The 23,497-nt window shown below is 61.6% G+C and carries 18 protein-coding genes; 9 read left to right on the top strand and 9 right to left on the bottom strand.

Going from position 1 to position 23,497, the window contains the following annotated elements; all coding sequences use genetic code 11:
* Window positions 1-305: 305 nt before the first annotated feature.
* Both NUW23_09250 and NUW23_09245 read left to right on the top strand, forming a co-directional pair.
* Window positions 306-1,898, top strand: coding sequence for an amidohydrolase (locus NUW23_09250; protein ID MCR4426358.1), 1,593 nt, complete (start codon window positions 306-308; stop codon window positions 1,896-1,898).
* A gap of 17 nt (window positions 1,899-1,915) precedes the next feature.
* Window positions 1,916-2,590 carry a hypothetical protein gene (locus NUW23_09245; protein MCR4426357.1) on the top strand — a complete coding sequence of 225 codons (675 nt, stop codon included), beginning with the start codon at window positions 1,916-1,918 and terminating at the stop codon, window positions 2,588-2,590.
* Between the two features lie 91 nt (window positions 2,591-2,681).
* On the opposite strand, the gene NUW23_09240 is transcribed toward NUW23_09245, so the two are convergent.
* A complete protein-coding gene (locus NUW23_09240; GenBank protein ID MCR4426356.1) occupies window positions 2,682-2,882 on the bottom strand; it encodes a hypothetical protein in 201 nt (66 codons plus the stop codon).
* Window positions 2,883-3,060: 178 nt separating this feature from the next.
* Complete coding sequence (locus NUW23_09235) at window positions 3,061-4,308, bottom strand: DHHA1 domain-containing protein (protein MCR4426355.1); 1,248 nt, start codon at window positions 4,306-4,308, stop codon at window positions 3,061-3,063.
* An 84-nt stretch (window positions 4,309-4,392) separates the two neighbouring features.
* On the opposite strand from NUW23_09235, the gene NUW23_09230 reads away from it, so the two are divergent.
* On the top strand, window positions 4,393-5,046 hold the full coding sequence (locus NUW23_09230) for a YigZ family protein (protein ID MCR4426354.1): 654 nt from the start codon (window positions 4,393-4,395) through the stop codon (window positions 5,044-5,046).
* Here NUW23_09230 and NUW23_09225 read toward each other — a convergent pair.
* The 3 genes from NUW23_09225 to NUW23_09215 form a co-directional block, all read right to left on the bottom strand.
* Window positions 5,035-8,154, bottom strand: a complete 3,120-nt coding sequence (locus NUW23_09225; protein ID MCR4426353.1) for a DNA polymerase III subunit alpha — start codon at window positions 8,152-8,154, stop codon at window positions 5,035-5,037. The two genes, NUW23_09230 and NUW23_09225, sit on opposite strands and share 12 nt — an antisense overlap.
* Before the next feature lie 43 nt (window positions 8,155-8,197).
* Window positions 8,198-8,443 (bottom strand): DUF6504 family protein, encoded by a 246-nt coding sequence (locus NUW23_09220; protein ID MCR4426352.1) that lies wholly within the window; start codon window positions 8,441-8,443, stop codon window positions 8,198-8,200.
* 135 nt (window positions 8,444-8,578) lie between these two features.
* Window positions 8,579-9,745 carry a hypothetical protein gene (locus NUW23_09215; GenBank protein ID MCR4426351.1) on the bottom strand — a complete coding sequence of 389 codons (1,167 nt, stop codon included), beginning with the start codon at window positions 9,743-9,745 and terminating at the stop codon, window positions 8,579-8,581.
* Between the two features lie 240 nt (window positions 9,746-9,985).
* Between NUW23_09215 and NUW23_09210 the strand changes: the two genes are divergently transcribed.
* The 3 genes from NUW23_09210 to NUW23_09200 all read left to right on the top strand — a co-directional run bounded on the left by NUW23_09210 (window position 9,986) and on the right by NUW23_09200 (window position 13,251).
* Window positions 9,986-11,707 carry a hypothetical protein gene (locus tag NUW23_09210; GenBank protein ID MCR4426350.1) on the top strand — a complete coding sequence of 574 codons (1,722 nt, stop codon included), beginning with the start codon at window positions 9,986-9,988 and terminating at the stop codon, window positions 11,705-11,707.
* Between the two features lie 161 nt (window positions 11,708-11,868).
* A complete protein-coding gene (locus tag NUW23_09205) occupies window positions 11,869-12,435 on the top strand; it encodes a LemA family protein (GenBank protein MCR4426349.1) in 567 nt (188 codons plus the stop codon).
* A 21-nt stretch (window positions 12,436-12,456) separates the two neighbouring features.
* Complete coding sequence (locus tag NUW23_09200) at window positions 12,457-13,251, top strand: TPM domain-containing protein (GenBank protein MCR4426348.1); 795 nt, start codon at window positions 12,457-12,459, stop codon at window positions 13,249-13,251.
* Between the two features lie 53 nt (window positions 13,252-13,304).
* On the opposite strand, the gene NUW23_09195 is transcribed toward NUW23_09200, so the two are convergent.
* The 4 genes from NUW23_09195 to NUW23_09180 form a co-directional block, all read right to left on the bottom strand.
* Window positions 13,305-14,372: an FAD:protein FMN transferase gene (locus NUW23_09195; GenBank protein ID MCR4426347.1), complete on the bottom strand. Its 1,068-nt coding sequence runs from the start codon at window positions 14,370-14,372 to the stop codon at window positions 13,305-13,307.
* 162 nt (window positions 14,373-14,534) lie between these two features.
* Window positions 14,535-15,800, bottom strand: coding sequence for an FAD-dependent oxidoreductase (locus tag NUW23_09190; protein ID MCR4426346.1), 1,266 nt, complete (start codon window positions 15,798-15,800; stop codon window positions 14,535-14,537).
* 26 nt (window positions 15,801-15,826) lie between these two features.
* Window positions 15,827-16,714, bottom strand: coding sequence for a dipicolinate synthase subunit DpsA (dpsA, locus tag NUW23_09185; protein ID MCR4426345.1), 888 nt, complete (start codon window positions 16,712-16,714; stop codon window positions 15,827-15,829).
* An 83-nt stretch (window positions 16,715-16,797) separates the two neighbouring features.
* Window positions 16,798-19,293: a sugar phosphate nucleotidyltransferase gene (locus tag NUW23_09180; GenBank protein ID MCR4426344.1), complete on the bottom strand. Its 2,496-nt coding sequence runs from the start codon at window positions 19,291-19,293 to the stop codon at window positions 16,798-16,800.
* Between the two features lie 238 nt (window positions 19,294-19,531).
* Between NUW23_09180 and folE2 the strand changes: the two genes are divergently transcribed.
* From folE2 to NUW23_09165, 3 genes are all read left to right on the top strand, one after another.
* Window positions 19,532-20,320, top strand: a complete 789-nt coding sequence (gene folE2, locus NUW23_09175) for a GTP cyclohydrolase FolE2 (GenBank protein ID MCR4426343.1) — start codon at window positions 19,532-19,534, stop codon at window positions 20,318-20,320.
* Window positions 20,321-22,321 carry an ATP-binding cassette domain-containing protein gene (locus NUW23_09170; protein ID MCR4426342.1) on the top strand — a complete coding sequence of 667 codons (2,001 nt, stop codon included), beginning with the start codon at window positions 20,321-20,323 and terminating at the stop codon, window positions 22,319-22,321.
* The coding region (locus NUW23_09165) for a TldD/PmbA family protein (GenBank protein MCR4426341.1) at window positions 22,305-23,497 on the top strand (1,193 nt) is incomplete at its 3' end. The genes NUW23_09170 and NUW23_09165, both read left to right, overlap by 17 nt.

Here is a 23,497-nt window from a genome sequence, read left to right as displayed (position 1 = left end):
GAACTGGCACGCATCCCAGGGTGTCATGACCTGAATAACGTAGCCCGATGGCCTTGCGGCCGATGAGCTGAGGCTGGTCAGCTCCAGGCTTGCTTACCGCAAGCCCCCGGCTTTAGCCGTGGGGTAGCTGACGGGATCAGCATCCTTTCTTACGGGCGGCTCTGCCGCATGCCCACAACGAGTCTGAGAAAGGACTTCGGCGAGGACAGCCCCACTCCTCCTGCCGCAGGCGGCGGCAGGGCAGGAGAAGGAAAACCAGGCCGGCTGCGGAATAGATAGTCAGAGGAAATACGGGGGGGACCACTTTGGGAAGGTACGTCTTTACGAACGGGAAGATATACACGGCATCCGGGAGGCGGCCGTTCTGCCAAGCCCTGGCTGTGCTGGGCAAGCGAGTTCTACTTGCAGGTTCCGAAGCCGAAATCGACGCGGTGGTGGATGACAGCTTCGAACGGATCGACCTCAAGGGCCGCGCGCTCATTCCGGCCTTCTCAGATTCTCATATTCACTTCATGTTCTTCTCGCTTGGCATGTCCGGAGTGGACCTCGATGGGGCCGCGTCCGTTGAAGACGCCGCCGCGAGAGTCGCCAAAGCGGTGGAAGCCGCGAAACCCGGGACATGGGTGCTGGGATCCGGGTGGAACAAGAACGCCTGGCCGGGCGGGGAACTCCCCGACAGGTCCTACCTGGACGCGGTGGCGCCCAAGAACCCCGTAGCGATGTTCAGCAAGGACTTGCATCTAGTGTGGGTGAACACCGCCGCGCTCAGGCTGGCCGGGGTGGGAATCGACACCCCCGACCCTGAGGGCGGCGAGATAGTAAGGGATGAGGAGACCAGGCAGGCCACAGGTATCCTGAAAGAGGCGGCGGCGGACCTCGTACGGCGCGTGATTCCTGAACCCACTAGTGAGGCCACGGCAGCCGCCATGGAGAAGGGAATGGCCCAGTTGCACGCCTTCGGGATCGCCGCCATTCACAACATGGAGGGGGCATCTGCGTTTCAGGCGTTCCAGCTGCTTCGGAACTCCGGCAGGCTCAAGCTCAGGGTGACATCCGCTATAGCCAAAGAGAACCTCGACGACGCCCTGGATATGGGCTTATCCACCGGGTTCGGGGACGAGTGGCTTCGGATCGGCCCTCTCAAGATCTTCGCGGACGGGGCTTTGGGATCTCAGACCGCCCACTTGCTCAGGCCTTACGAGGGCAACCCCAGGAACACCGGGATTGCGGTTACGTCTAAAGAAGAGATCGCCGAACTCGTGGGCCGGGCCGTCCTTGGGGGCATATCCTGCGCGGTCCATGCCATCGGCGACCGGGCGAACAGGGAGGTCCTCAGCATATTCGAGTCCGTCCGCGAAGAGAGCGGGCGGCGCAGGCTCCGCCACAGAATCGAACACGCGCAGCTGCTCCACCCCGACGACGTCCGGAAGTTCGCGGACGTGGGCGTGGTCGCGTCAATGCAGCCGGTCCACATCCTCACGGATATCCCCGCGGCCGACCGTCACTGGGGTAAGAGGAGCCGGTGGACGTATGCTTTCCGTAGTCTGATCAAATCAGGGGCCACCTTGGCGTTCGGGTCTGACGCGCCTGTCGAGACGCCCAATCCGATCCACGGCATATATGCTGCGGTGGCGCGAAGGCGCCTGGACGGGACACCTGATGCCGGCTGGTACCCTGAAGAGCGCCTGACAGTGGAGGAGACGGTCCGCGCCTACACGGCTGGGGCGGCGGCGGCAGTCGGCGAGGAACTGACCCGCGGTACCCTCTCCCGGGGCTCCCTCGCAGATATCGCAGTCCTTTCCCGCGATATCTTCTCTATGCCTGCGGCTGAGATTCCTGAGGCCCATGTGGTTGCCACGATGGTAGGAGGGGAGTTCGTGTTCAGAAAGGATCTCTGAAAGGAGAATGGCGGCCAATGCGACGGCGCTTTCTGGTCATTCTGAGCCTTCTGGCCTTGACCATTGCAGTTGTCCTGGGGAATCCCGTTCGAGCCGGGGCCAAAGAAGGCTACGAGGTCATAACGAGCGAGCCCGCGATTCACGCCGGGATGTTCGTGACCTTCAAGAGGATAGTGGCACATACACTGACCGACTACGAATGGGAAGTCACAGTACAGAACAGCCGCTATCCAGACTGGGTGGAGATCAGCTGGGTATGGCCGCGATCAGACGGAACCCGCCCCCCGGCCAAGACCAGAAGCCTGACATCGATGGCTCGGGGTCGGACCTTCGGCCCGATCTTCACTCAGGGCGACAGGTACGAGACGGACGCCACCGCGCCGTGGGTGTCCCGCGAAGTCCTGCGTGAACTCCGCACGGACCGGGTCGCCTACAATTTCCGGCTTGGCACGGTGAGCCTCATGGGGATTGTCGCGGTCGATCTCAGGGTTGAGGAAGAAGTCCTCTATCCGATCGAGCTGAACGGCCGGCGCGTCCATCTTCCGGCATTCAAGTGCTACAATGGCCAGCTCACTATCTGGAACAACCTTCAGAACCCACTCGTTCTGGAGTTCCGCCCGGTGGGCATCCCCGTCCTGTCCAGTGTAGTGGGTTGGAAAGCCGAGTCTATGTCGATCAGGGGAAGAGTGTGAGGGAAAGGCCGAGCCCGCCTCAAGCCATGGGGCTTCGTCCCTCGGTGGACAGGGCGGGCTTCTCCAAGTCTCTAGCCTCAGGTGACAGGTGTCAGTAGTCCTCGTCTGACGCGTCTACCTGCCACGATGTCTCGACGCAGTTCTCCATGCCACAGGCCGGGCATGTCATGCAAGTCTTCTGCCCGGGCAGTTCCGGAGGCTCGGGAAGCGAGAACATGCTGCCGCATCGGCTGCACTTGACGCTCTTTGAAGTGTTTGAGCCCGTCGGGGTCAGTCTTCTATCCGGGACCACTCTGCGCTCCTCCTCTAGTATCGGCTACTGAGGGTTCACACGGGCCGCCGCCCCCAGATGGAGGACGGCCGTTCACTTGTGCCCGTGTTAGTATGCTCCAAATGAGAAGCTGCGAGCAGCAGTTAACCCGGCTGGGATCGCCACAGCGACGGCGCAGCCGGGTCTCTGTTCCTGGAAATCAGGCAGTCCCGTTTGCAGAGTCCAGAGCTTGGGCCACGATGTCGGATGCCTGCTCCAAGGCAAGGCTGAGGCCGGCAGGGTTCTTCCCGCCTCCCTGTGCGAGGCCGGGGTTGCCGCCACCTTTGCCATCGACTGACGGAAGAACCTGCTTGAGCAGGTGGAACATGTTGAGGTCGGGTAAGTCCTCCGATTTCTGGAACACTAGATGGGCTAGAGGACCGCAAGTGGATCCGAAGAGCGCAACGACTCTAGAGTGCCCGGCGACCTTGTGGGTGAGGGACTTCAACTCATTCATGTCGAGCCCTTCGAAAGCCCGGGCCAGCACGCGCACGCCCGATGGCTCGAGCGGAGGTGTCGCCCTATACATCTCGGCAGCCTGATAGGCGCGAAGCTCCGAGGTGACTGCCTCCAGTTCCCGCTTGGCCTCCTTGACCTGCGACTGGAGCCGGGAGACTGCCTCGGCAAGCTCGCGCCCGTGGACTGACAGCATGGAGGCGGAAGCGTGCACGGTGTCGTTCTTCCAACGGTAGTCGGCGAGGGCACGGCGGCCACACACGAACTCGACGCGGGTGAGGCCCCGGATCCGCTCAGTGCGGATGATCTTGATGAGCCCGACTTCCCCCGTGGCGCGGACGTGAGTGCCCCCACACGGGGTGAGGTCGAACTCGTCAACTTCCACGATGCGTATGTTCTCCGTCCTCGCAGGGATCTTTCGAAGATGCGCCGTGTCCAGGTCCTCCCTTGTCCAGAAGGTCGCAGTGACTGGACGGTTCTGAAACACCACTTCGCACGCCAGCCGCTCCACCGCAGCCGCCTGGTCGTAGGTAATATCCGGGGCCGCCAGATCTATGGTGACTGTCTCTTCTCCCATGTGGAACCCGACTGTCTCCAGGCCGAAGAGGCTTGCGAACGCTCCGGAGAGGATGTGCTGGCCGGTGTGTTGTTGCATGTGGTCGAACCTCCGGTCCGCATCCACCCTCCCGACAGCCGGACCCACCGGCACAGCTGCGACCGTCAGGTGGACGATCTCATCCTCGCGCTCAATCACGTCCACGACGTCGACGCCGGCGACAGTTCCGCGGTCGGACGGCTGTCCGCCAGAATTCGGGTAGAAGGCGGTGACGTCAGTGATCACTTCGAACAGAGGCCCCGGGCTTGAAGTCCGCGAAGCAGGCTCCGATTGGAGGACCCGGCACTGGAAGTCTCGAAGATAGGGATCGGAATGATAAAGCCTTGCGGTGGGCACCTTGGGGACTCGCCTCCTTGGATTGCGATGCCAGATGATAAGTTCTACTGCAGTTCATGATTCCCTCTTTCGGGAGTGGTTTGGATGTCCAGAGGCTACCTTGCGCTCGCGGGTGAAGGCCGGGCAGAGATCGTGGTGAAAAAGAGCAAGTTCATAGCGACAGCCGCACCGTGCCAGGAAGAGGCGGAAGCTTTGCGCCTCATAGACAGGGTGAGGCGGGAGTTCTGGGATGCAACCCACAACGTCTACGCCTTTGTTCTGGGCGAGCATGATGAGGTCGCCCGCTCGAGCGATGACGGCGAGCCCGCCGGAACTGCCGGGCGTCCGGTTCTGGAGGTCATAAAGCGTGAGCAGGTGAAGTACTGCACGGTGGTAGTCACCCGGTATTTTGGCGGCACTCTGCTCGGTGCGGCAGGCTTAGTCCGGGCGTACGGGTCCGCGGCAAGAGAGGGCCTGCACGCCGCGGGCATTGTGCGCAAGCGGCTCTTCCGCGAGGTGAGGTTCGTCATAGACTATCCATCCCTTGGACGTGTTCAGAACCTCATCGCTGAACAGGGGTTTACAGTCGATAGGCTCAGTTACGCCGAGAGGGTGGAGATGGTCATCCGGATCCCGTCAGAGATGCTCCCGGGATTCACCCGTCTGATGCAAGATGCCCTCATGGGGGCGTTCGATCCAATAGTGGGCGAGGAGAAGTTTGGGTTCGACGAACGCCCGGGAACGGGGTCAGACGGATGAACGGCGACGGCCCAACCCTTGCACTGTCCTGGCGATCACGCTCACTCCATCGCCCCGCCTCGAGATGTTCCCGGTGACCAAAAGGCCCGGGTTCCCGTATATTACTCCCCCGAACTCCTGATAGACCCGCTCGAACACTGTCACGTCGACCAAGCCGAATTCGTCCTCGAGTGAGAGAAACACCACGATCTTGCCGCTCTTCGTTGGGGGCCTGTGAGGCCGGACCACGAGCCCGGCCACGGTGACCGCCTCACCGTTCTTCGCAGCGTGGATATCGCGAGAGGTGCGCACGCCTGCCCTTGCCAGACGGGGGCGGAGGAATTCCATCGCGTGATAGTCGACGCAGAAACCCAGAATGGACATCTCATGCTTGAACTTGTCGGTAGGCGAGAAATCCGGGACCGAATCTCTAACAGAAGACCCGGAGGATTCGAAGAGCCGGCCGGGGCCGGCCCGGGCGGCCATGTCATGTTCTGCTGCTGCTTGAGCCATGAGAGTGCCGAGTCTCCAGAACAGTGCCCGCCTGTTGGGCTCGACAGAATCGAAGGCCCCGGCCAACACGAGATTGTCCATGATATCCCGGTCGACCGGGACACGGAGGAGGAAGTCCGTGACCGAGCGGAATTCACCATCTGCCCGCGCGGCTACCAGATCGTCGATCATCCGCTCCGAGATGCCCTTGACCTGCATGAGCCCGACACGTATCGCCCCGCCTTCCACGGAGAACTTCTTCTGGCTCCTGTTCACATCCAAAGGCAGGATCCTGACTCCTCTTCGCTTCGCCTCCACGAGAATGGTGCGGGGAGGGTAGAAGCCCATGGGCTGGCTGCTGAGTACCGCCGCATAGAAATGGGCGGGGTAGTGGTTCACCATGTATGCGGTCTTGTATGCTGTATCAGCGAATGCCGCTGCGTGCGCCTCACAGAACCCGTAACCTGCGTACCCCAGTATGTAGGAGAAGATGGTCTGGGCGACTTCGGGGCTTATCCCATTTTCCACAGCTCTTTCGATAAAGTGTGTACCAATTCGTTCCATCTCCCGCATGGACCGGACGTGGGTCATGACCTTTCGCAGTTTATCGGACTCTCCAGGAGTGAAGCCGGCAATGGCCGTGGCGATCTCGATGACCTGCTCCTGGTAGAGGACTACACCGTAGGTCTTCCGAAGGATCGGCTCAAGCTTGGGGTGGATGTAGGAGATGCCTTCCAGGCCGCGACGGCGGGCGATGAAAGGCTCGACCATGTTCCCCTGGATAGGGCCCGGGCGGATCAGGGCGACGCTCGCGATCACATCCTCAATGTCCCGGGCTCCCAGGCGTGTCTGCAGCCCGCGCTGGGCGGGGCTTTCCAGCTGGAACACGCCTATGGTCTCTCCACGGTTCAGCATCTCGTAAGTTGCCCGGTCACCGTGGGGTATCCTGTTGTACTCGAAGGACGGGTCGTGATCTCTGATCGTCGACGTCGCCTGCTCCACCGCTGAGAGGGTGCGAAGGGAGAGGAGGTCCAGTTTGATGAGACCCAGGTCCTCTATGAAGTTCTTGTCGAACTGGGTGATGGCCACCCCTTTCGCTGCCATTTGAAGTGGGGTGATGGTGGTGAGGGGCTCGCCGCTTATGACTACCCCGCCCAGGTGGGTGCCGATGTGCCTGGGGAATCCCGCGACGGACTCGGCGAGCGAGAGCAGGAGCTCGAACTTCCATGCCGGGATCCCACTTGTTCGCAGTTCGGGGTAGCGTTCGAACGCGGCCCGTATACCATCCGCCGGAACGTGGGGGAGTTTCTTTGCCAACCAGTCGATCTCTTGCTCGGGGAAACCGAGTGCCCGGCCGAAATCCCGCACCGCCGCCCGGCCCTGGAAGGTGTTGAACGTGCACACGGAAGCCACGTGTTCCGTGCCGTAGCGACTGTAGACATACTTGGCCACGTCATCCCTTCGGCCGGCCTCGAAATCGATATCGATGTCGGGTTTCTGGGCGCGTTCCAGGCTCATGAACCTCTCGAACAGCAGGCCGCGGACAATGGAATCGACGTTCGTGAGGAAAAGGCAGTAGGCGACGGCAGAGTCCGCCGCGGACCCGCGCCCGGCGTACCTTATGCCTTGGGACTGTGCCCATCTGGCCACATCCCATACGGCGAGGAAATAGTCCTCGAACCCGAGTGCGCGTATGATCCCCAGTTCATGGGAGAGGCGGGCTCTGATTCCCTCGGTGATCCGGCCGTATCTCTTTGCGGCCCCTTGCATGACGAGGGATTCGAGGTAGGCCGCGGCAGGTTCCCCGCAGGGCGTCGGGAATTTGGGGAAGAGGCGCAGGGAGAGGTCGAGAACGTGGGAGCAACGTTCCGCTATTTCGACAGTGTTGGATAGGGCCTCGGGGTAATCCGCGAAGAGGGAGGTCATCTCCTCCGGGGACTTCAGGTAGTTCTCCCCATTTATGCGCCGCTCGGGGTGAACATCGTCGAGCGTGGTGAGGGTCCGAACGGCGGTCAGCGCGTCGTGGACCCAGAACCCGGATTTCTCGGCGTAATGCACATTGTTAGTTACGACGGTACCGACGCCCACAGCGCGTGCGAGGTCTGAAAGCGCCCGGATGAGCCCCGCTGCGCCCGGCGTCAGTGGGTTCTCAAGCTCGATGTAGAAGTTGGAGCGGCCGAAGACCCGGGCGAGCCGGACTGCCGCCGCATGTGCCTCAGCTTTCTTACCGGCGGCTATGAGTGAGGGAATGATGCCCTTTCGGCATCCGGAGAGGGCGATCATGTGTCCGGTATGGGGCTCTATGTCCTCGAGCCTCGCCCCGGGATTGCGCCTCTGGGCTGACATGTGGGCGGTGGTCAGTATACGGCAGAGATTGGAGTAGCCCTTGGAATCCTGGGCGAGCAGGACCAGGTGAGATCCGTCCGCGAGCGTGAGTTCTGCACCTTGAACTGGCTTGATACCGGCTTCCCGAGCGCATTTCGTGAACTCCACGGCAGCGCTCACATTGTTGTGGTCGGTCACGGCGAGCGCGCCCATGTCGAGCGATGCTGCCCTCTCCACGAGAGAACGCAAAGTGCTCGCCCCATCCAGAAAGGAGTACTGAGAATGCACATGGAGGTGGACAAAGCCTTTCAACCTGCCGCACCTCCATGTCGCGAAATCAGTTGCCACCCAGAATTCAGTCGAGTATCCTTGAGAGAATCCAGGCCCCCGGCCCATCACGGCACAGCTCGTAACTGCCTCCGGGGGAGGTGGCCACGATGAAATAGTCCCGCTCCTCTTCGCCATCCCACCAATCTCCGGACTCACGCCATCGGTCCAGCACCCCGGAAACGGTGCGCCACCGGTTGAGCCACGAGAACCGGATGGGAGAACCGCCTGGGCCTTCCACGACAGTGATTGGCTTCTGGATACGCTTGCTCACGACCTATCGCCGCTGGAAGCTCCTCCCTTCAGGCATGGGGAGGAGAGCGGCTTCCCTTCCCTCCAATCAGCGTCTATGTTCCACCCACCAAACCGTAGAGGGGATTACAGCCCCGCTCGGGCTCCCTCATCCCACCTAGAGAATTGCCTCGGCGAGCATGCGATCGCGCCTGGTGCGTATGAGGATCTGGGCGGTGGTCACACTTTCCGCCCCAAACCGCTCTTTTATGGACTCGAGCGCACGTTCGAGATCAGATGAGAGCGCGGAGTCGGATGCGGTGCCGAAGATAGAAAGCTGGACGGCGGACGGTGCCTCAAGGCCGGTGGCTGAAGTATGTATGGCGGAGATGGGAGCTGTAATCTTCCCTGCGATCGCCTGTACGAGCGCCGTGGCTATTCCCCTCGGGGAATCAGTCGGGGAGCGAAGCGTTCGCCTCAGGACTAGATCCGGCTGGCCCGGCATAGTGACAACAGATACCGTGATCACCCTGGCAGTCCGGCCGGATGCCATGAGCTTTCGGGCGACCTCGCGCGCGCATATCGAAAGACACTCCTCGAGATCAGGCCAGCTGGTTATGGGGGACTCGAAGGACATGGAATGGTCGACCGACTCGGGAGGGTAGGCTGCCTGCACTTGTGAGTGGTCGGTGCCACGGCTCAAAAGATGGGCCTCGAGGCCTTCTTCACCGAGTTGATTCAAAAGCTCTGAAAGGGGGATCTGCGAGATCTCCCCGACGGTCTTGACCCCGAGCTGTGTGAGCTTGAGAATAGTCTGGGGCTTGAGAGGCCATAGGGCGTCGCAAGGGAGCCCCGAAAGAAACGAAGGCTCGGATCCACCTTCCACGACTCGGACCCCCCCCGAATCGGGCACGGCGACCCTGGCGATCAGGCGCGAGGTGCCCAGGCCCATTGATACATCGAACCCTGCTTCCTTTTGGGATCGGCGGAGTATTTGACCTGTCAGGGAGTGTATATCCCCGCACCCTGTCAGGTCCACGAATGCCCCACTTGGGGAGATGGGTTCGACCAGAGGGCTGTAACTGGCACAAATGTCCCAGACCACGTTGGAGAACTGAGGGTAGATATCTTGGTCGAACTTGATGAAGATAGCCTCGGGACATGCCTGCCGTGCATGGCGTTTCAGCACCCCAACCCGGGCTCCGGCCGCGAGGAGTTGGGGAGATGCATCGATCACGATGTTGCGGTCTACCACCGCGACAGGCTTGCCTGAAAGCCCTGGGTCAAGTTTGATGTGGGCGGACGTGTACAGGAAGGGGATGTGTACATATGCGATGGCACGCATGGCCGGTCGCCTCCAGAACATATGTTCGGTGAGTTCATTATAGCGCGGCCCGGGTGGGAAGTCAAGGAAACAACCCCAGGAGACAAAACGCGGCCAGAGTGAAGTGACCATCTGCGAGACCTTGTTGAGCAGGGAATAGAATCCGGGGGGTCGAAGAGATCCACGAGTTCTCCGCACATTATGTCATACCGGGCACGATACAGTGTCCGTTCCAAACATACTGGAGGAGTGATCATCAACATGCATGCCTGCAAACGTGGCTCCGTTCTGCTGCTCTGCCTGGCACTCCTACTTCTCGGAATGCCCGCCCGGGCTTCAACCGGCTCCGTCATACTCAAATCCGGTCAGACCATCGAGGCCAGGCTGGCCGGGATAATCTGGACCGGTGGACAGGAGTTCTTCGTGTTCGAAGAGCCTGATGGAAGCCTAATCAGGTTAGCCAGAGATGATATCGCCGCAATTGCCTTTGCGCCGGTGGCGACTGACTACACTGCACAGGCGCCTACTCCCGGCACACCTGTTCCGCCCCCACCCCCTCCGGTCTACGCGACCGAAGAAGTCGAAACCAACAACGAGCAGGGTTCCGCGACACTTGTGGCTCTCAACACAGATATCACCGGGAGAATTCAGACGGCAGGTGACATCGATTTCTACAAGGTATCTGTCTCTAAACACGGGCATTTTGCCGTCCTGTGCACACAGCCGATAGACCTCTACATCGAACTCGTGGACGCTCAGGGCAAAGTCCTTGGCGGAGGGGACTTCGGCGGATCCGGCACCGCAACGGATCTCAAAGTAGATGTGTTCACCCCCGGGGATTACTATGTGAAGATCAGAGCTTATTCTGCATCGGCGGCCTCTCCGACCCACTATACCCTGCGCGTGGGGTTCAAAGAGGGCATGATGGAAGCATGGGAGCCGAATGACACTTTAGAGACTGCCTCTCCCCTTCCCGCAGGCGGCTCGTTCGATGCCTGGATCTCATCCCCACACGATCGGGACTACTACTACATAGACGTGACCAGACCGGCCACCGTTAAGGTGACGTCTACGCAGCCTCAGGATTACCACCTCGAGATCCTGGACCGTGATGGAACCACTGTGCTGGCTGGGGGGGACCTAGGCAGCAAAGGCACGCTCATGATCGCCACCGCAGACCTATTGGGCTCGGGCAGGTATTACGTGCTCATGAGACCCTACAGCAAGGCTTATGACATGGACACCCCTTACCAGATGACGGTCGAGGTCACTGTGGGGCACTCGGACCCGTGGGAGCCAAACGACACACCTGAACATGCCCACCGTGCTGTCTTCGGGCAGGAGTTCGCGGCATACATCTCAGACCCCGACGACCGCGACTACTACAGGGTGGACGTGTCCGGGCCGACGTCAATCTCAGTTCAGTCCGACCAGCCAGAAGACTACTACCTGGCCATACTGGCGCCTGACGGCAAGGCTCAGCTCGCCGGGGGAGACATGGGCGGCAAGGGCAGTCGGATGTCGGCGGCGGTCGACGTCTTCCTTCCGGGAACTTACTACGTCCTGATGAGACCTTACAGTAGGGCGTATAACATCCACCAGCCATACAACATGAGAATCGACGTTACTCCAGGTGGGGTGGACCCGAATGAACCCAACGATTCATCAGCCCAGGCGAGGCCGGTTGCAATAGGCGAGAAAGTCTCGGGCTACATCTCCTCGCCAGAGGACTGCGACTATTTCGTCTTCGACCTCCGAGCGGATTCACCCGTCAGAGTGACATGCACTCAACCAGGAGATTTCTTAATCGAGCTTCAGGATGCCTCGGGGAAGGTGATTTCCGGGGGAGACTTCGGTGGGAAGGGCACCATGATGCAGATTTCCACGCATCTGCGCCCCGGTAGGTATTACATCCTCCTCAAGCCGTACAATAGGTCCGGGTTCAACATGCATGCTGCGTATGAGCTTGTAGTGTCGCAGTAGAGTGCACATGGGCCGGGCTGCCGCGCGGGTTGGGGCCCGGACTGAACGAGGTCGCCCGGCCCTTTTCATGCAACACTTTCATCCGGGTGATGCGAGAGGAGTCGGCGTAATAGAAGAGAAGTACATAGGGTGTGGTCCGACAGCAGGAGGTGAACGTGCCTGTGCGCAAGGTAGGCTTGCTCGTGGTCCTCATCATCGTTTTGCTTGTGATATTCGTGGGCGGAAGCTACATCAGCATCTCGAACGCGATAATCCGCTCCGACGAAGACGTCCGGGCATCGTGGGCGGAAGTGGAGAACCAGCTACAGCGCAGATATGACCTGATCCCGAACCTCGTGGAGACTGTGAAAGGGTACGCCGCGCACGAAAGCGCGGTGTTCCAGGCGGTTGCGGATGCCCGCGCCAGGCTTGGTGGTGCTCGGAGCATGTCCGAGAAGATCGAGGCCAGTAATGCCCTGGAGGGTGCCCTGGGCAGGCTCTTGGTAGTGGTCGAGAACTACCCTGAGCTCAAGGCAGACGCCAGTTTCCGGCAGCTCATGGACGAGCTCGCAGGGACCGAGAACCGGATCGCCGTGGCGAGGGGAAGGTACAACGAGAAAGTGCGCGCCTTCAACGTCAAGATCAGAGTCTTCCCCAACAGCATAGTGTCGGGGATGAAAGGCATTACCCCGCATATGTTGTTTGAGGCACAGGAGGGCGCGAGGACGGCCCCGCAAGTCAAGTTCTAGTTCTAGCGGGAGGTTATGATCATGCGCAGGAGGGCTGCCGTCCTTCTGGTCTCCTTCGTTCTCCTCATGCTGGCGGTGTCCACCGCGGGGCTTGCGGAGCCAGTCTATCCCGGGCGGCCCTCACCGCCCAGGCTCATGAATGACCTCGCAAGGATGCTCACTCCGGCTGAACGCGACCAGATCGAAGCCAAGCTGCTGGCCCTGGAATCTGCAACCGGGGTCCAGTTTGCGGTGGTAGTCGTGAGGGATCTGGGCGGTGTGTCGGTGGAGGAGTATGCGGTCCGGCTGTTCGAAGAATGGGGCATAGGAGAGAGAGCAAGCGATAACGGCCTTCTGCTCCTCATCTCCGAGCAGGACCGCGCCGTGCGGTTCGAGGTAGGCTACGGGCTCGAGGGCGATCTCCCTGACGGGCTTGTAGGCAGGATAATGGACGAGACTCTCCTGCCGAATTTCCGGCGCGGGGACTACGCCCGCGGGATACTGGAGGCGATCTCCGCCGTGGAGCGCAGGCTCACAGGCGAAACGTCGCCGTTGCCTGCCCAGCCGTCGGCGACATCTGGGCTTTCTCCGGATGAGGCTGCCGCCATAGTCTTCGTGGTCATAGTAGTCGTCATCATGGTGCTGAACGGCGTTTTTCGCGGGCGTTTCCCCGGCGGCCCCGGCGGGACGCGCCCGAACACGCGGCCGTATTTCCCCTTCGGGCCGGGTCCGAGGAGCGGAGGATGGACCCCGCGCCCACCTGGCAGCGGCGGGAGAGGGTTCGGCGGGTTCGGTGGAGGCAGATCCGGGGGAGGTGGCGCCAGCAGGAAATGGTAGCCCGGGCGCAGGCAACCGGGCACCTGTTGCCCGCGCGCTTCCACTGAGTGAGCCTACCGAGTGCGAACCGAATAGCCTCTGTCGGTGATGTCGACCCGACCGGCAAGTCCGCGCGAGAGGAGTATCTCGCGCGACTCCGTTATTATGAGGCACTCGACCCCCGGAACCGATTCTGCCAGACTCATGCCCTGCTCGGGGCCGAGGAGGAAGATGCTGGTGGACAGGGCGTCAGCGTCCAGAGAGCTCGGCGCCACAACCGTTGCGCTCATGATCCCCGTCCACGCCGGGTGGCCGGTTTCGGGGTCTATGATGTGATGGTACCTGACGCCGTCGCGCGTGAAGTATCTCTCGTAGTCTCCGGACGTCACCACGGAGGTTTCCGAGACCTCGACCACTGCCACCTTGTCCATTCTCTGGCCACGAGGGTCCTGGATTCCCACACGCCATTTCTTGCCGCCTGGGCGCGTCCCCATGGCCGCCACGTTGCCTCCGAGATCCACAATGGCCTGACTTACCCCGCGCTCCTTGAGTACGCGAACGGCCTCGTCCGCGGCGTAGCCTTTCGCGATCCCCCCGAGGTCGATCCCCATGCCTTTCTGGTCGAGGAAGACAACACGGCTCGCGGGGTCCACTAGGACCCGACGGTAGTCCACCAACTGCCGCCTGCGTCGAATCTCGTCTGCACTCGGGACCCCGGTGTTCTCTGTGCCTATGCCCCAGGCTTCCACGAGCGGTTCCACAGTAGGATCGAACTTACCTCCGGTCAGCTGCGCATACGCGAGCGCTCGCGAGAGGACCTCGAAGGTCTCGGGGCTCACCACCACCGGCTCGACTCCAGCGCTCTCATTGATGCGGGCAACATCACTTCCAGGAATGCTGACGCTCATGAGTGCCTCTAACTCCCGGACGCGGTCGATCGCCGCGTCCACTGCGTTCTCCGCTTGCGGCCCGTAGGCCCTGATACTGATAATGGTCCCCAATGCGATGGTGGTCCGGACGACCTCCCGACCAGCAGAGCCTGTCCAGCCCCACCCCGGCGCGCAGGAGGATATTGAAAGGCCGAGGGAGATGATGAGAGTGATCCCGAGGGCCGCACGGGCCGCACGACCTGCTGATGACATTCGCTACGCCACCGCCAGTCCCGACGTCTGATGAGGATTTCGTGCCCAGTATAGCACAAGGCCAGGGCAGGGACCACGGGCGACCGGCGACACGGGGACCGGCGACTGCAGAGGCTGGCGGGTCTTTCGTCCGGCCACCCCCACCGGTTGCCTCGAGCGGGATCAGATGAGACTGTGGAGAAAGATCCCGGTCATGCCGGCCGCGCGGACCCTTGCCTCAATCTTGCGGGTATCCGTGGTGTACAGGCCAAGGTCCCACATCCGCTGGAAGTATACTCCCCCGGAGAACGTGTATTTGTGAGCAAGCCCCTCCGCGGTGTCCAAGGACTCCTGGATGAACGCTATTATGTCACCGCACGCGAGGGACCTCGGTATCGTGAGGGGCTCTCGCCCGATGGCATTGCGAACAGCGTTATGTCCCGCTAGCGTCCCGGTGCAGATGGCTTCGGTGTGCCCTACTAGAAGGCCCACCTTCTCCCCGGCGCAGAAGAGGTTGTCTACTCCGGTCACCTTAAGGGCAAGGTCGTGAGGGGTTATTACAGTGTAGCGGACCGAGTTCCCGCGCCCACCTGAGTAGGGGTCGTCGAAGAGGGCGGACTCGAAGCCCGGGATGAGCCTCAGTTGCTCCAGGGGAAAGAACGGGGCCATGAGCTTGGCGTGACCCGTGTCCAACAGGACCAGGTTCTCGTAGAACTGGGGAAGTGCATATTGCTGGCATGCTTTGGCGCTCAGCCGATCCCGCCTTGTGACATACTTGGGCACCGGGATCACGAGGACTCCTTTCTCTTCGAGCTTCCTCACAAGCCACGCGCTCAGAGATTTCTTCACGAGCTTGCAGGAGCCGCTCACGGCCTCGAAGAGCCTGCCAGTGATCTCGGAAACGCCCGCCCTGCTCGCCACGCTGACCCTCGGACCGAAGGTGGGGCAACGAAGGATGCACATCATGCACCCCCCGGCCACTCTCACACAGTTCCCCTGCGGGCCGGCCGTCCCAGTGGCTTCAACAAAGGCGTCGGCGGGCACACGCGTACCGTCCTCCAAAACCAGGGCCACGATCTTCCTTCCTGACATCTGCACGTCCGTTACCCTGGACTCCAGCATGATACTGACTCCAATGTCCGAAAGGGCCGTTTCCACCTCTGGTTCGATGCGGGTGACATCGTAGAGGCTAGCATGGTTGTGGCCGGGGAAGTCCACACGCCGATGGATCGTCACCTGGTCGATCACATCGAATAGGTAGCCTCCACCCATGGCCGCTATCTCCCGCGCCGCGGTGAATCTGCCGTTGTTGTTCATTATCCCGCCTACGAGGCCCGTGCCCAGGAGCAGGTTGGTTCGTTCCAGGAGCACGACGTCCGCACCGGCCTGCCGGGCGGCCACCGCGGCAGCGCATCCTGCCCACCCGCCTCCCGCCACTGCGATTCTGATCGACATCCCACCACCGCCTCAACGTGTCACTCGCGGGCAGCGAAAGCTTCGGCGATCAACGCCGGCACGACGCGCGCGAGTATCTTGCCTGCGGTGAGGGGGGCAACCTTTCCGGGGAGCCCTGGGGCAAGCTCAGCGTGGATGCCGAGCTCGCGGGCGGACGCGAAGTCCGTTCCGCCGGGGGCCGAGGCAAGGTCGATGATTGCGGCGGTCTTCTTCATCACAGCGATGAGGGTGCGGTCCAGCACCATGTGTGGGACGGTGTTGAAGACTATGTCCATGTCTTTGATGGCGCCGGGGAGATCCGGGAAGTCCAAGGGGATGAATCCCATCTCAAATGCCCGCGCCCGGTCCTTCGGTTTGCGGGCGACCGCCCACACGGTCGCGCCTATGCCCAGAAGCATCCTGGCGAGGGTCATCCCCGTCCTTCCCATGCCCAACACCATGCAGTTGCTACCGTGGATGGTTATCGGGGTAGCCTGGATTGCCATGAGGATGGCGCCCTCGGCAGAAGGGATGGAGTTCAAGATGGCCAGTTCGTCGTTTTCTCCCGTTTTCACGACTGTGATGCCTAACGACTCGCATTCGTGGGCAACCGAGGGGCAGACGGATCCCGCGAAGACTACCGCGCCTCGGTTGAGCGAGGCCAGGATCTCCCGGGTCAGCCGCACCGGCTCGCGCGAGACGCGGACGTTTCCTTCTTTGTCTGTCCCGGAAAGCGGAAGGATCAGCGCATCAGCTCCTCGTGCCGCCTCGTCGGGGCTCGGGGCCAGCACGACTCCTTCGGGCATGCCCTCCCGGGGTGCGCCAAAGCTTCGCACCAGCGCGCCGTGGTCGACAAGTGCGCGGACCAACTCGACTTCCCGCAGGTCACCCCCGAGTACGCAGAGGTTCAGTCCCGCAAGGTCGCACATCAGAACCGCCTCCCTGACACACGCTCTCTACAAGATTCTATGTGGAACCTGTGTGGAACGTTCTCAGGGACGCAGGGATATCATCATTGAGGCATCAGCGTGGCCAGCTCTTTCTTGGCCAGGGTCAGCATCTGCTCGGCCTCGGCTTTCGTTCTGCCTTCCCCGTATATCGTGAAAGATGGCCTGGTGGGGTCGGGCAGGACCATGAACCACGCATCTTCAGACCCCTTCTTGTACCCGTCGAACGTGTCGATGGATGGGTCCTCGGGCCGCGTCAGAAGCTCGCGCATGACCTGGCCCTTGTACTCCCAGGGACACGGGAGCACGTCCCGGAGAAAATGGTGCTCGGGAACCAGCTGTAAGAGCTGGGAGACGGGAGCGGAGTCTGATGCCACAAGTTCGAGCAACCGGGCGGTGCCGAATATGGCGTCAAACGAATTGTGCAAGCTGGGGAAGATGAAGCCTCCGTCGCAGTCCACGGCGATTGCTGAGGTGCTCGTCCTGCCCAGATCCGCAAGGTTACGCACATGGGATTTGGACCTGTAGACGGTGGCCCCGTTGGCCGCCAGAGACCTGTGGAACATGGACGGAGCGTGGCTTGGGATGGTCACGCCACGGGCCGGCCCAGACCTCACCGTGAGAAGGGCGAAGAGATAGGCGAGTTCAAGGTCTGTCAGCACCCGCCCTGTGTCATCAGCCACCCACATCTTAGAACCCTGGGAGTCAATCATCACCCCGAAGTCCGCCCCTATGGTGCGGACTATCAGGCCCAGCTGGTCCAGGCTTTCCTTGAACTCCCGGTCGGACTTGGGCATCTTCGTCTCCTGGGCGATGGCGTTCATGCTCGTCACCTCGGCGCCCAGCGAGACAAGCGTGTAAGGGAGTATGCCCCCGGCGAGCCCGAAGCCGCAATCCAGCACCAGCTTGATACGATGAGCCTTGGTGCGCTCACGATCGATCCTGGACAGGCAGTCCTCCGTGTAGATATCCACCGCCCTGGGCGAATAGGATATGCCTCCGATCTCCCGGGCGCTTGTTCGCCTGGGGTCTTCGCGGGCGAGGAGGGTCTCGATCTTCCGCTCATCGTCCCGGGACAGCACGAGCCCATCCTTGTCGAAGACCTTGATGTCCAACGTCTCGTAATTGAAGAGGGACGTCTGGGTGTGAATACCACCGTTGAACCCGGCGTTCTTCACGGTGTAGGCGGTGATCGGGAGGGGCACGCCCTGCAGATCGCAGACGGCCACGCCCGCGCTGGAAAGCCCTGCGACCATGGCACGCTTCATCATCCGCGCGGTCCGGCTGGAGTCCCGGCTCACCACTACCTGGGACCCCTTGCGTAGAGTGCCGCCTATGCACGCCCCGAGCCTCACGGCAAACTCCGGCGTGAATTCGAAGTTCACGAGGCCTGACAAGCTGCCTGCGTGGAACAGCTCGCGTTTCATTCGCTGCTCCCACACGACGCTCGAGGACAGGACCACTGCCTCGTCGATGGTCTTCCCGGGCCAGACACGGACTCCGGGTTTCACAGTGACCGACCGGTTCAGAATGCAGTCATCCGAGACCACCGCGCCCTCTCCCACGCGGGCGCTCTCCTTGAGCACTACGTTCTTGCAGATGATCGAGCCACTCGCCACGGAGCCCTCGCCCACATAGGAGTTGCTGAAAACGGTGGACCGGACCAGGAACGATCCTGGGGCGACAATGACATTGTCCCCGATCACGCAGTACTCGCGAAGCCTCGCACCCGGAGCGATCTCGCAGTTCTCCCCCAGTACCATAGGCCCCTTTAGATCAGCTCTCGAACTCACTTTGGCGGACTTGCCCGCCCAGATCCCCGGGGCTATCTGCTCCCCGGGGATCGACAGCTTGACTTTGCCGCTCAACGCATCTACCTGGGCCTTCAAGTACATCTCGATATTGCCGACGTCGCACCAGTAGCCCTCTGCGATGTACCCGTAGAGCGGCTGTCTTTCTTTCAGAAGGAGCGGGAAGAGGTCGCGGCTGAAGTCGAAATCCTGCCCGACAGGAATGAAGTCCAGCACCTTTGGGTCGAGTATGTAGATCCCGGTGTTGATAGTGTCGCTGAACACCTCAGACCATCCAGGCTTCTCCAGGAACCGCTGGATCCTGCCGTCAGGGCCTGTGATCACCACTCCATATTCCAGCGGGTTCTGGATCCTGGTCAGCAGGACGGTGGCCACGGAGCCCCGGCTCTTGTGGAAGTCCACAGCTCTCGAAAGGTCGAAGTCCGTGAGGAGATCACCGCTTATGACGATGAAAGTGTCGTCGAAATGCTCCTCGAGGTTTTTGACTCCTCCGGCGGTGCCGGGGAGCTTCTCCTCCACCTTGAACTTCAGGGACAAGCCGAACGCGGATCCGTCGCCGAAATAGGACTCTATCTGGTCTGCGAGATAGTAGAGGTTCGAATAGACTTCCCGGACACCGTGTGATCTCAGAAGAAGGAGGATATGCTCCATGATGGGACGGTTGACTACCGGGATCATCGGTTTAGGCCTCGTCGCAGTGATGGGCCGGAGCCGGGTACCCTCGCCCGCTCCCAAGAGCATCGCTCTCATTGTGATACCCCCCTCTGGAAACCTCGGGCGCAGCCGGATGCCGACTCTCGACACGGCGTCGGCAGGGCAATTGTCACTCACTTTCGACGGGCGAACCTGGTTTCCCTCCCCATCGGGAGGAGCCTTGAGGTAGAAGGCAGGGATTGCGAGGTCTCCCGTAGAAGAAACCGCCATTCTACTGGGCCGTACTGTGAGGCCGAGGTCCGAGTTCCAGCAGGGGCCGAGAGAGGAGCAAGACATGCAAGACGTTCAGAACCGCCCGGACGCCCGGGGAATCGACATACAGAAGGTTGGCGTGAAGAATGTCCACCTGCCGCTCCTGATTGCCACCAGAGAAGGGGGACACCAGTCCGTGCTGGGGTCGGTCGCGCTTTCCGTGCGGCTGCCCATGCGGTTCAAAGGCACCCACATGAGCAGGTTCATTGAGATTCTGCTCCCCTGGAGCAAGAAGGCCATCTCCAACACGGAGATACGGTCGATCCTGAACGACACGTGTAGTGCTCTCTCCGCCCGGCACGCAGAGGTCTCGTTGAGGTTCAAGTACTTTGTGACGAAGGCCGCCCCTGTCAGCGGGAAGGAGAGTGTGCTCGACTACAACTGCGAGTTCGTGGGCAGAGTCGAGGACGGGCGCCACGCTTTCACCATGGGGGTCGAAGTGCCGGTCACATCCTGTTGCCCGTGCAGCAAGGAGATCTCTGACTTCGGCGCCCACAACCAGAGAACGATGGTCAGGGCCAGGGTCAGGTTCTCGGGGCGCGGTTTTCTGTGGCTCGAGGACCTGATCGACCTTCTGGAGGCGCAGGGTAGCTGTGAGATATTTCCCCTGCTCAAGCGGGAGGACGAGAAGTACGTCACTGAGGCCGCATACCAGAACCCGAAGTTCGTCGAGGACATACTGAGAGACGTGGTCCTCGCCCTGCGCGCCGAACCGAGGGTCAGATGGTTCGAAATCGAGTGCGAAAGCCACGAATCCATACACAATCACTCCGCGTTCGGCAGCCACGTGGAAGACAAGAGGATGGTCTAGGTGTCGCTTCTCGCGATCAAATCAATCCGAAAATCGTATGGTGCCGAGGCTATCCTGGACGGGGTCACCCTCACTGTCTCCGCCCGGGACCGGATAGGCCTGATCGGACGCAACGGCTCGGGGAAGACCACGCTTCTCAGGATCATCGCAGGCCAGGAAGAGAGCGACTCGGGATCGGTCGAGCTGGCATCGGGGCGGGTAGTAGGATATCTGGCCCAGGACGCGCAGTATACGTCGGGCAATACCCTCATGGACGAGATGCTCTCTGCCTTCACCGGGGCGTTCAGCGCAGGAGAGGAGATGATACGCCTCGAGCAGGAGATGGCGGGCGCCCGCGTCCACCAATCGGAAGCCGCCCTTGAGAGGTTGATGCGGAAGTACTCTGCAGCCCAGGAGGAGTTCGAACGACTCGGCGGGTACGACCACGAGGTTCGGATAAGAACCACCCTTTTCGGACTCGGTTTCCGCGAGGAAGACCTGGGGAAGACCGTTGACACCTTGAGCGGTGGCCAGAAGGTTCGGGTGGCCCTCGCCAAGATGCTCGTGTCCGAACCCGACCTCATGCTCCTCGACGAGCCCACCAACCATCTGGACCTTGCTGCGGTCGAGTGGCTCGAGCAATATCTGAAATCCTTCCGAGGGGCCTTCATCGTCGTCTCTCACGACCGCTATTTCCTCGATGCCACGGTGGACCGCATCTGGGATCTGGAAGACCGGGTCGTCCGGGAATACTCCGGGAACTACACTGCGTACTTGGCCCAGCGGGAGTTCCTCCGGGAACGTCAGGAGGAGGAGTACCGCCGGCAGCAGGAGAAAATCCAGCGACTCGAGGCTTATATCCGCCGTTACAAGGCGGGTAACAGGACCACGATGGCCCAGAGCCGGGAGAAGATGCTGGCCAGGATGGAGCGTGTTGACCGGCCGAAAGAAGGCGCGTCTCTCAAGGTCTCCTTTGCGAAGGCAGCGCGGTCCGGGCGTCTCGCCGTGGTGCTGAACAAGGTGTCCATGAAGTTCGGGGACCGCGTGCTCTTCGACTCTCTGGACCTCTCCCTCGAACGCGGGGAGAGACTCGGGCTGGTCGGACCCAACGGTTCCGGCAAGACCACCCTGCTCCGGATCATCGCAGGAGAACTCCGCCCCGACCGCGGCACCGTGGTCATGGGTGAGAACATAGTCCCCGGTGTGTTCTGGCAGGACCTTGGGGGCCTCAATGACGATGGGACGGTCCTGGACGAGGTTTACCTGGGCCGAGACTGGACCACCGGGGAGGCCAGGAGCTACCTGGCGAGGTTCCTCTTCAGAGGGGACGAGGTCTTCAAACTGGTCGGCGCACTCTCCGGAGGGGAGCGGAACAGGCTCTTGCTGGCGAAGCTGATGCTGTCCGCCCCCAACCTCCTGCTTCTTGATGAGCCTACGAACCACCTCGACATCGAATCCCGCCACGCACTCGAGCAGGCGGTGTCGGAGTTCGATGGTACAGTCATATGCGCAAGCCATGACCGGTACTTCTTGGACCAGGTGGCAAACATGATCCTGGAGATTTCGAACGGTAGAGCCAGGCTGTACAAGGGCAACTACAGTTTCTACCGGGAGAAGAAGGCCCAGGAGGCTGAAGCCCGGGGCGAACCCGAGCATGCTCGGGACAGCGAGGCGGAGGGAATCGGCTGGGCCAAGAGGGCTCCCCCAGGAAAGGATGCCGGCCAGCATGGGGTCAGGCGGCCTTCAGGAGACGCCCTTGGCCGCCGCAGGGGGAAGCCCGATCCCACAGCCGCTGTCCTGGCGAGGCTGGAACGAGAGATAGAGGAGACGGAGGAGCGGCTCGCATCTCTCGCGTCTGAGCTGGCGTCCGGGGAGCTCTACGCCGATGGCGAACGGGCACGCGAGGTTGTACTGGAACACAGGCGGGTGCAGGAGTGCCTGGACGCTCTCTACGAGGATTGGGAGAGAGCGGCATCGGGCTCTCATGGAGCGGAGGTCCGGGACCATGACCCTCAGAGTTAGAGACCACGACCAGGCCGTCAGGAAGGCGATGGAAGTCTCCTCCGAACTTGACATCTACTCGATCGTCCGGATCCAGGATCGGCGAGACAGGACTGTGGCGGTGACGAACGCGGCAACCGACTCGGTCTCATCTGAGTTTCTCTCCGGCGCGGGCGTCCAGGTCTTCACCACGGACGGCCTCGGGGGGTTCGCATGCTCCGATACGGTGACACCGGATTCCCTCGCCGCCTTGACGGCCTGTGCGGCATCTCTGGCCCGCGCATCCCGGGGCCGCGGCGCTGAGGCATGCATGGAGATCTTCAAGGCGACGGCGCTTCAGTGCGACATGGACCGAGTGGTTCCGGCCGGGTTCGACCAGGTGAAAGTCGAGCTAGAGGAAGACGCCGTGCTCGCGGTCAACCGAGAGTCCACTGCGGTGGACCCGCGGCTCGCTGCACGCACCTTCTACCGAATCACTGATGAACAGTGGCGCATCGCACGGAGCGACGGAACGGATGTCTCGTTTTCGATGGCTCGTGCGGTAGTCATGAACTCTGTCACGGCTAGGGACGGTGATCGCGCTGCCACAGTCAACACCTCCGTCTCAGGGGAAGACGCTTCCGTGCTTCTCTCCCCACACTGCCGGGAGGTCCTGCGAAAGCGGACAGAACGGGCCGCCGGGATGGCGTTGGGCCTGCTCACCGCGGCCAGAGTAAGGGCGGGCAACTACCGGATAGTGCTCGACTACGCGCTGGCAAAGGGACTTGCCCACGAGGCTTTCGGCCACGCGGCTGAGTCTGACGCTATGGAAACGTCCATACTGGGGCGGGAGGGAGTCTTCCGCGCCGGGGAGAGAGTTGCGTCGGACATCGTAACCATCGTGGACGGCCCGATTCCGCGAGACTACGCCTACCAGCCCATAAGCGCCAACGGCATCCGCCGGGAGACCGTGGAGATCGTGCGCCGGGGCGTGCTTTCCCAGGCGCTTTCGGATGTGTTTTCTGCTGCCCGGGCCGGGGTCGGCATCACAGGCGCGGGACGTGCTGAGAGCTACAGGCACCTCCCGATCCCGAGGATGACGAACACGCGAATCACGGTGGAGGACCCGCTGCCCATTGGAAAGCGTTTTGAGGACGTCACCCCGGAGGATGTGCGGGACGTACTGGACAGCGCAGGGCTTCTTACCTCTGACCCGCC

This window comes from Bacillota bacterium, assembly GCA_024655925.1.
GTDB lineage: Bacteria > Bacillota > DTU025 > DTU025 > JANLFS01 > JANLFS01.
The sequence above is the reverse complement of the archived record's forward strand: the minus strand, read 5'-3'. Positions and strand labels throughout refer to the sequence as shown.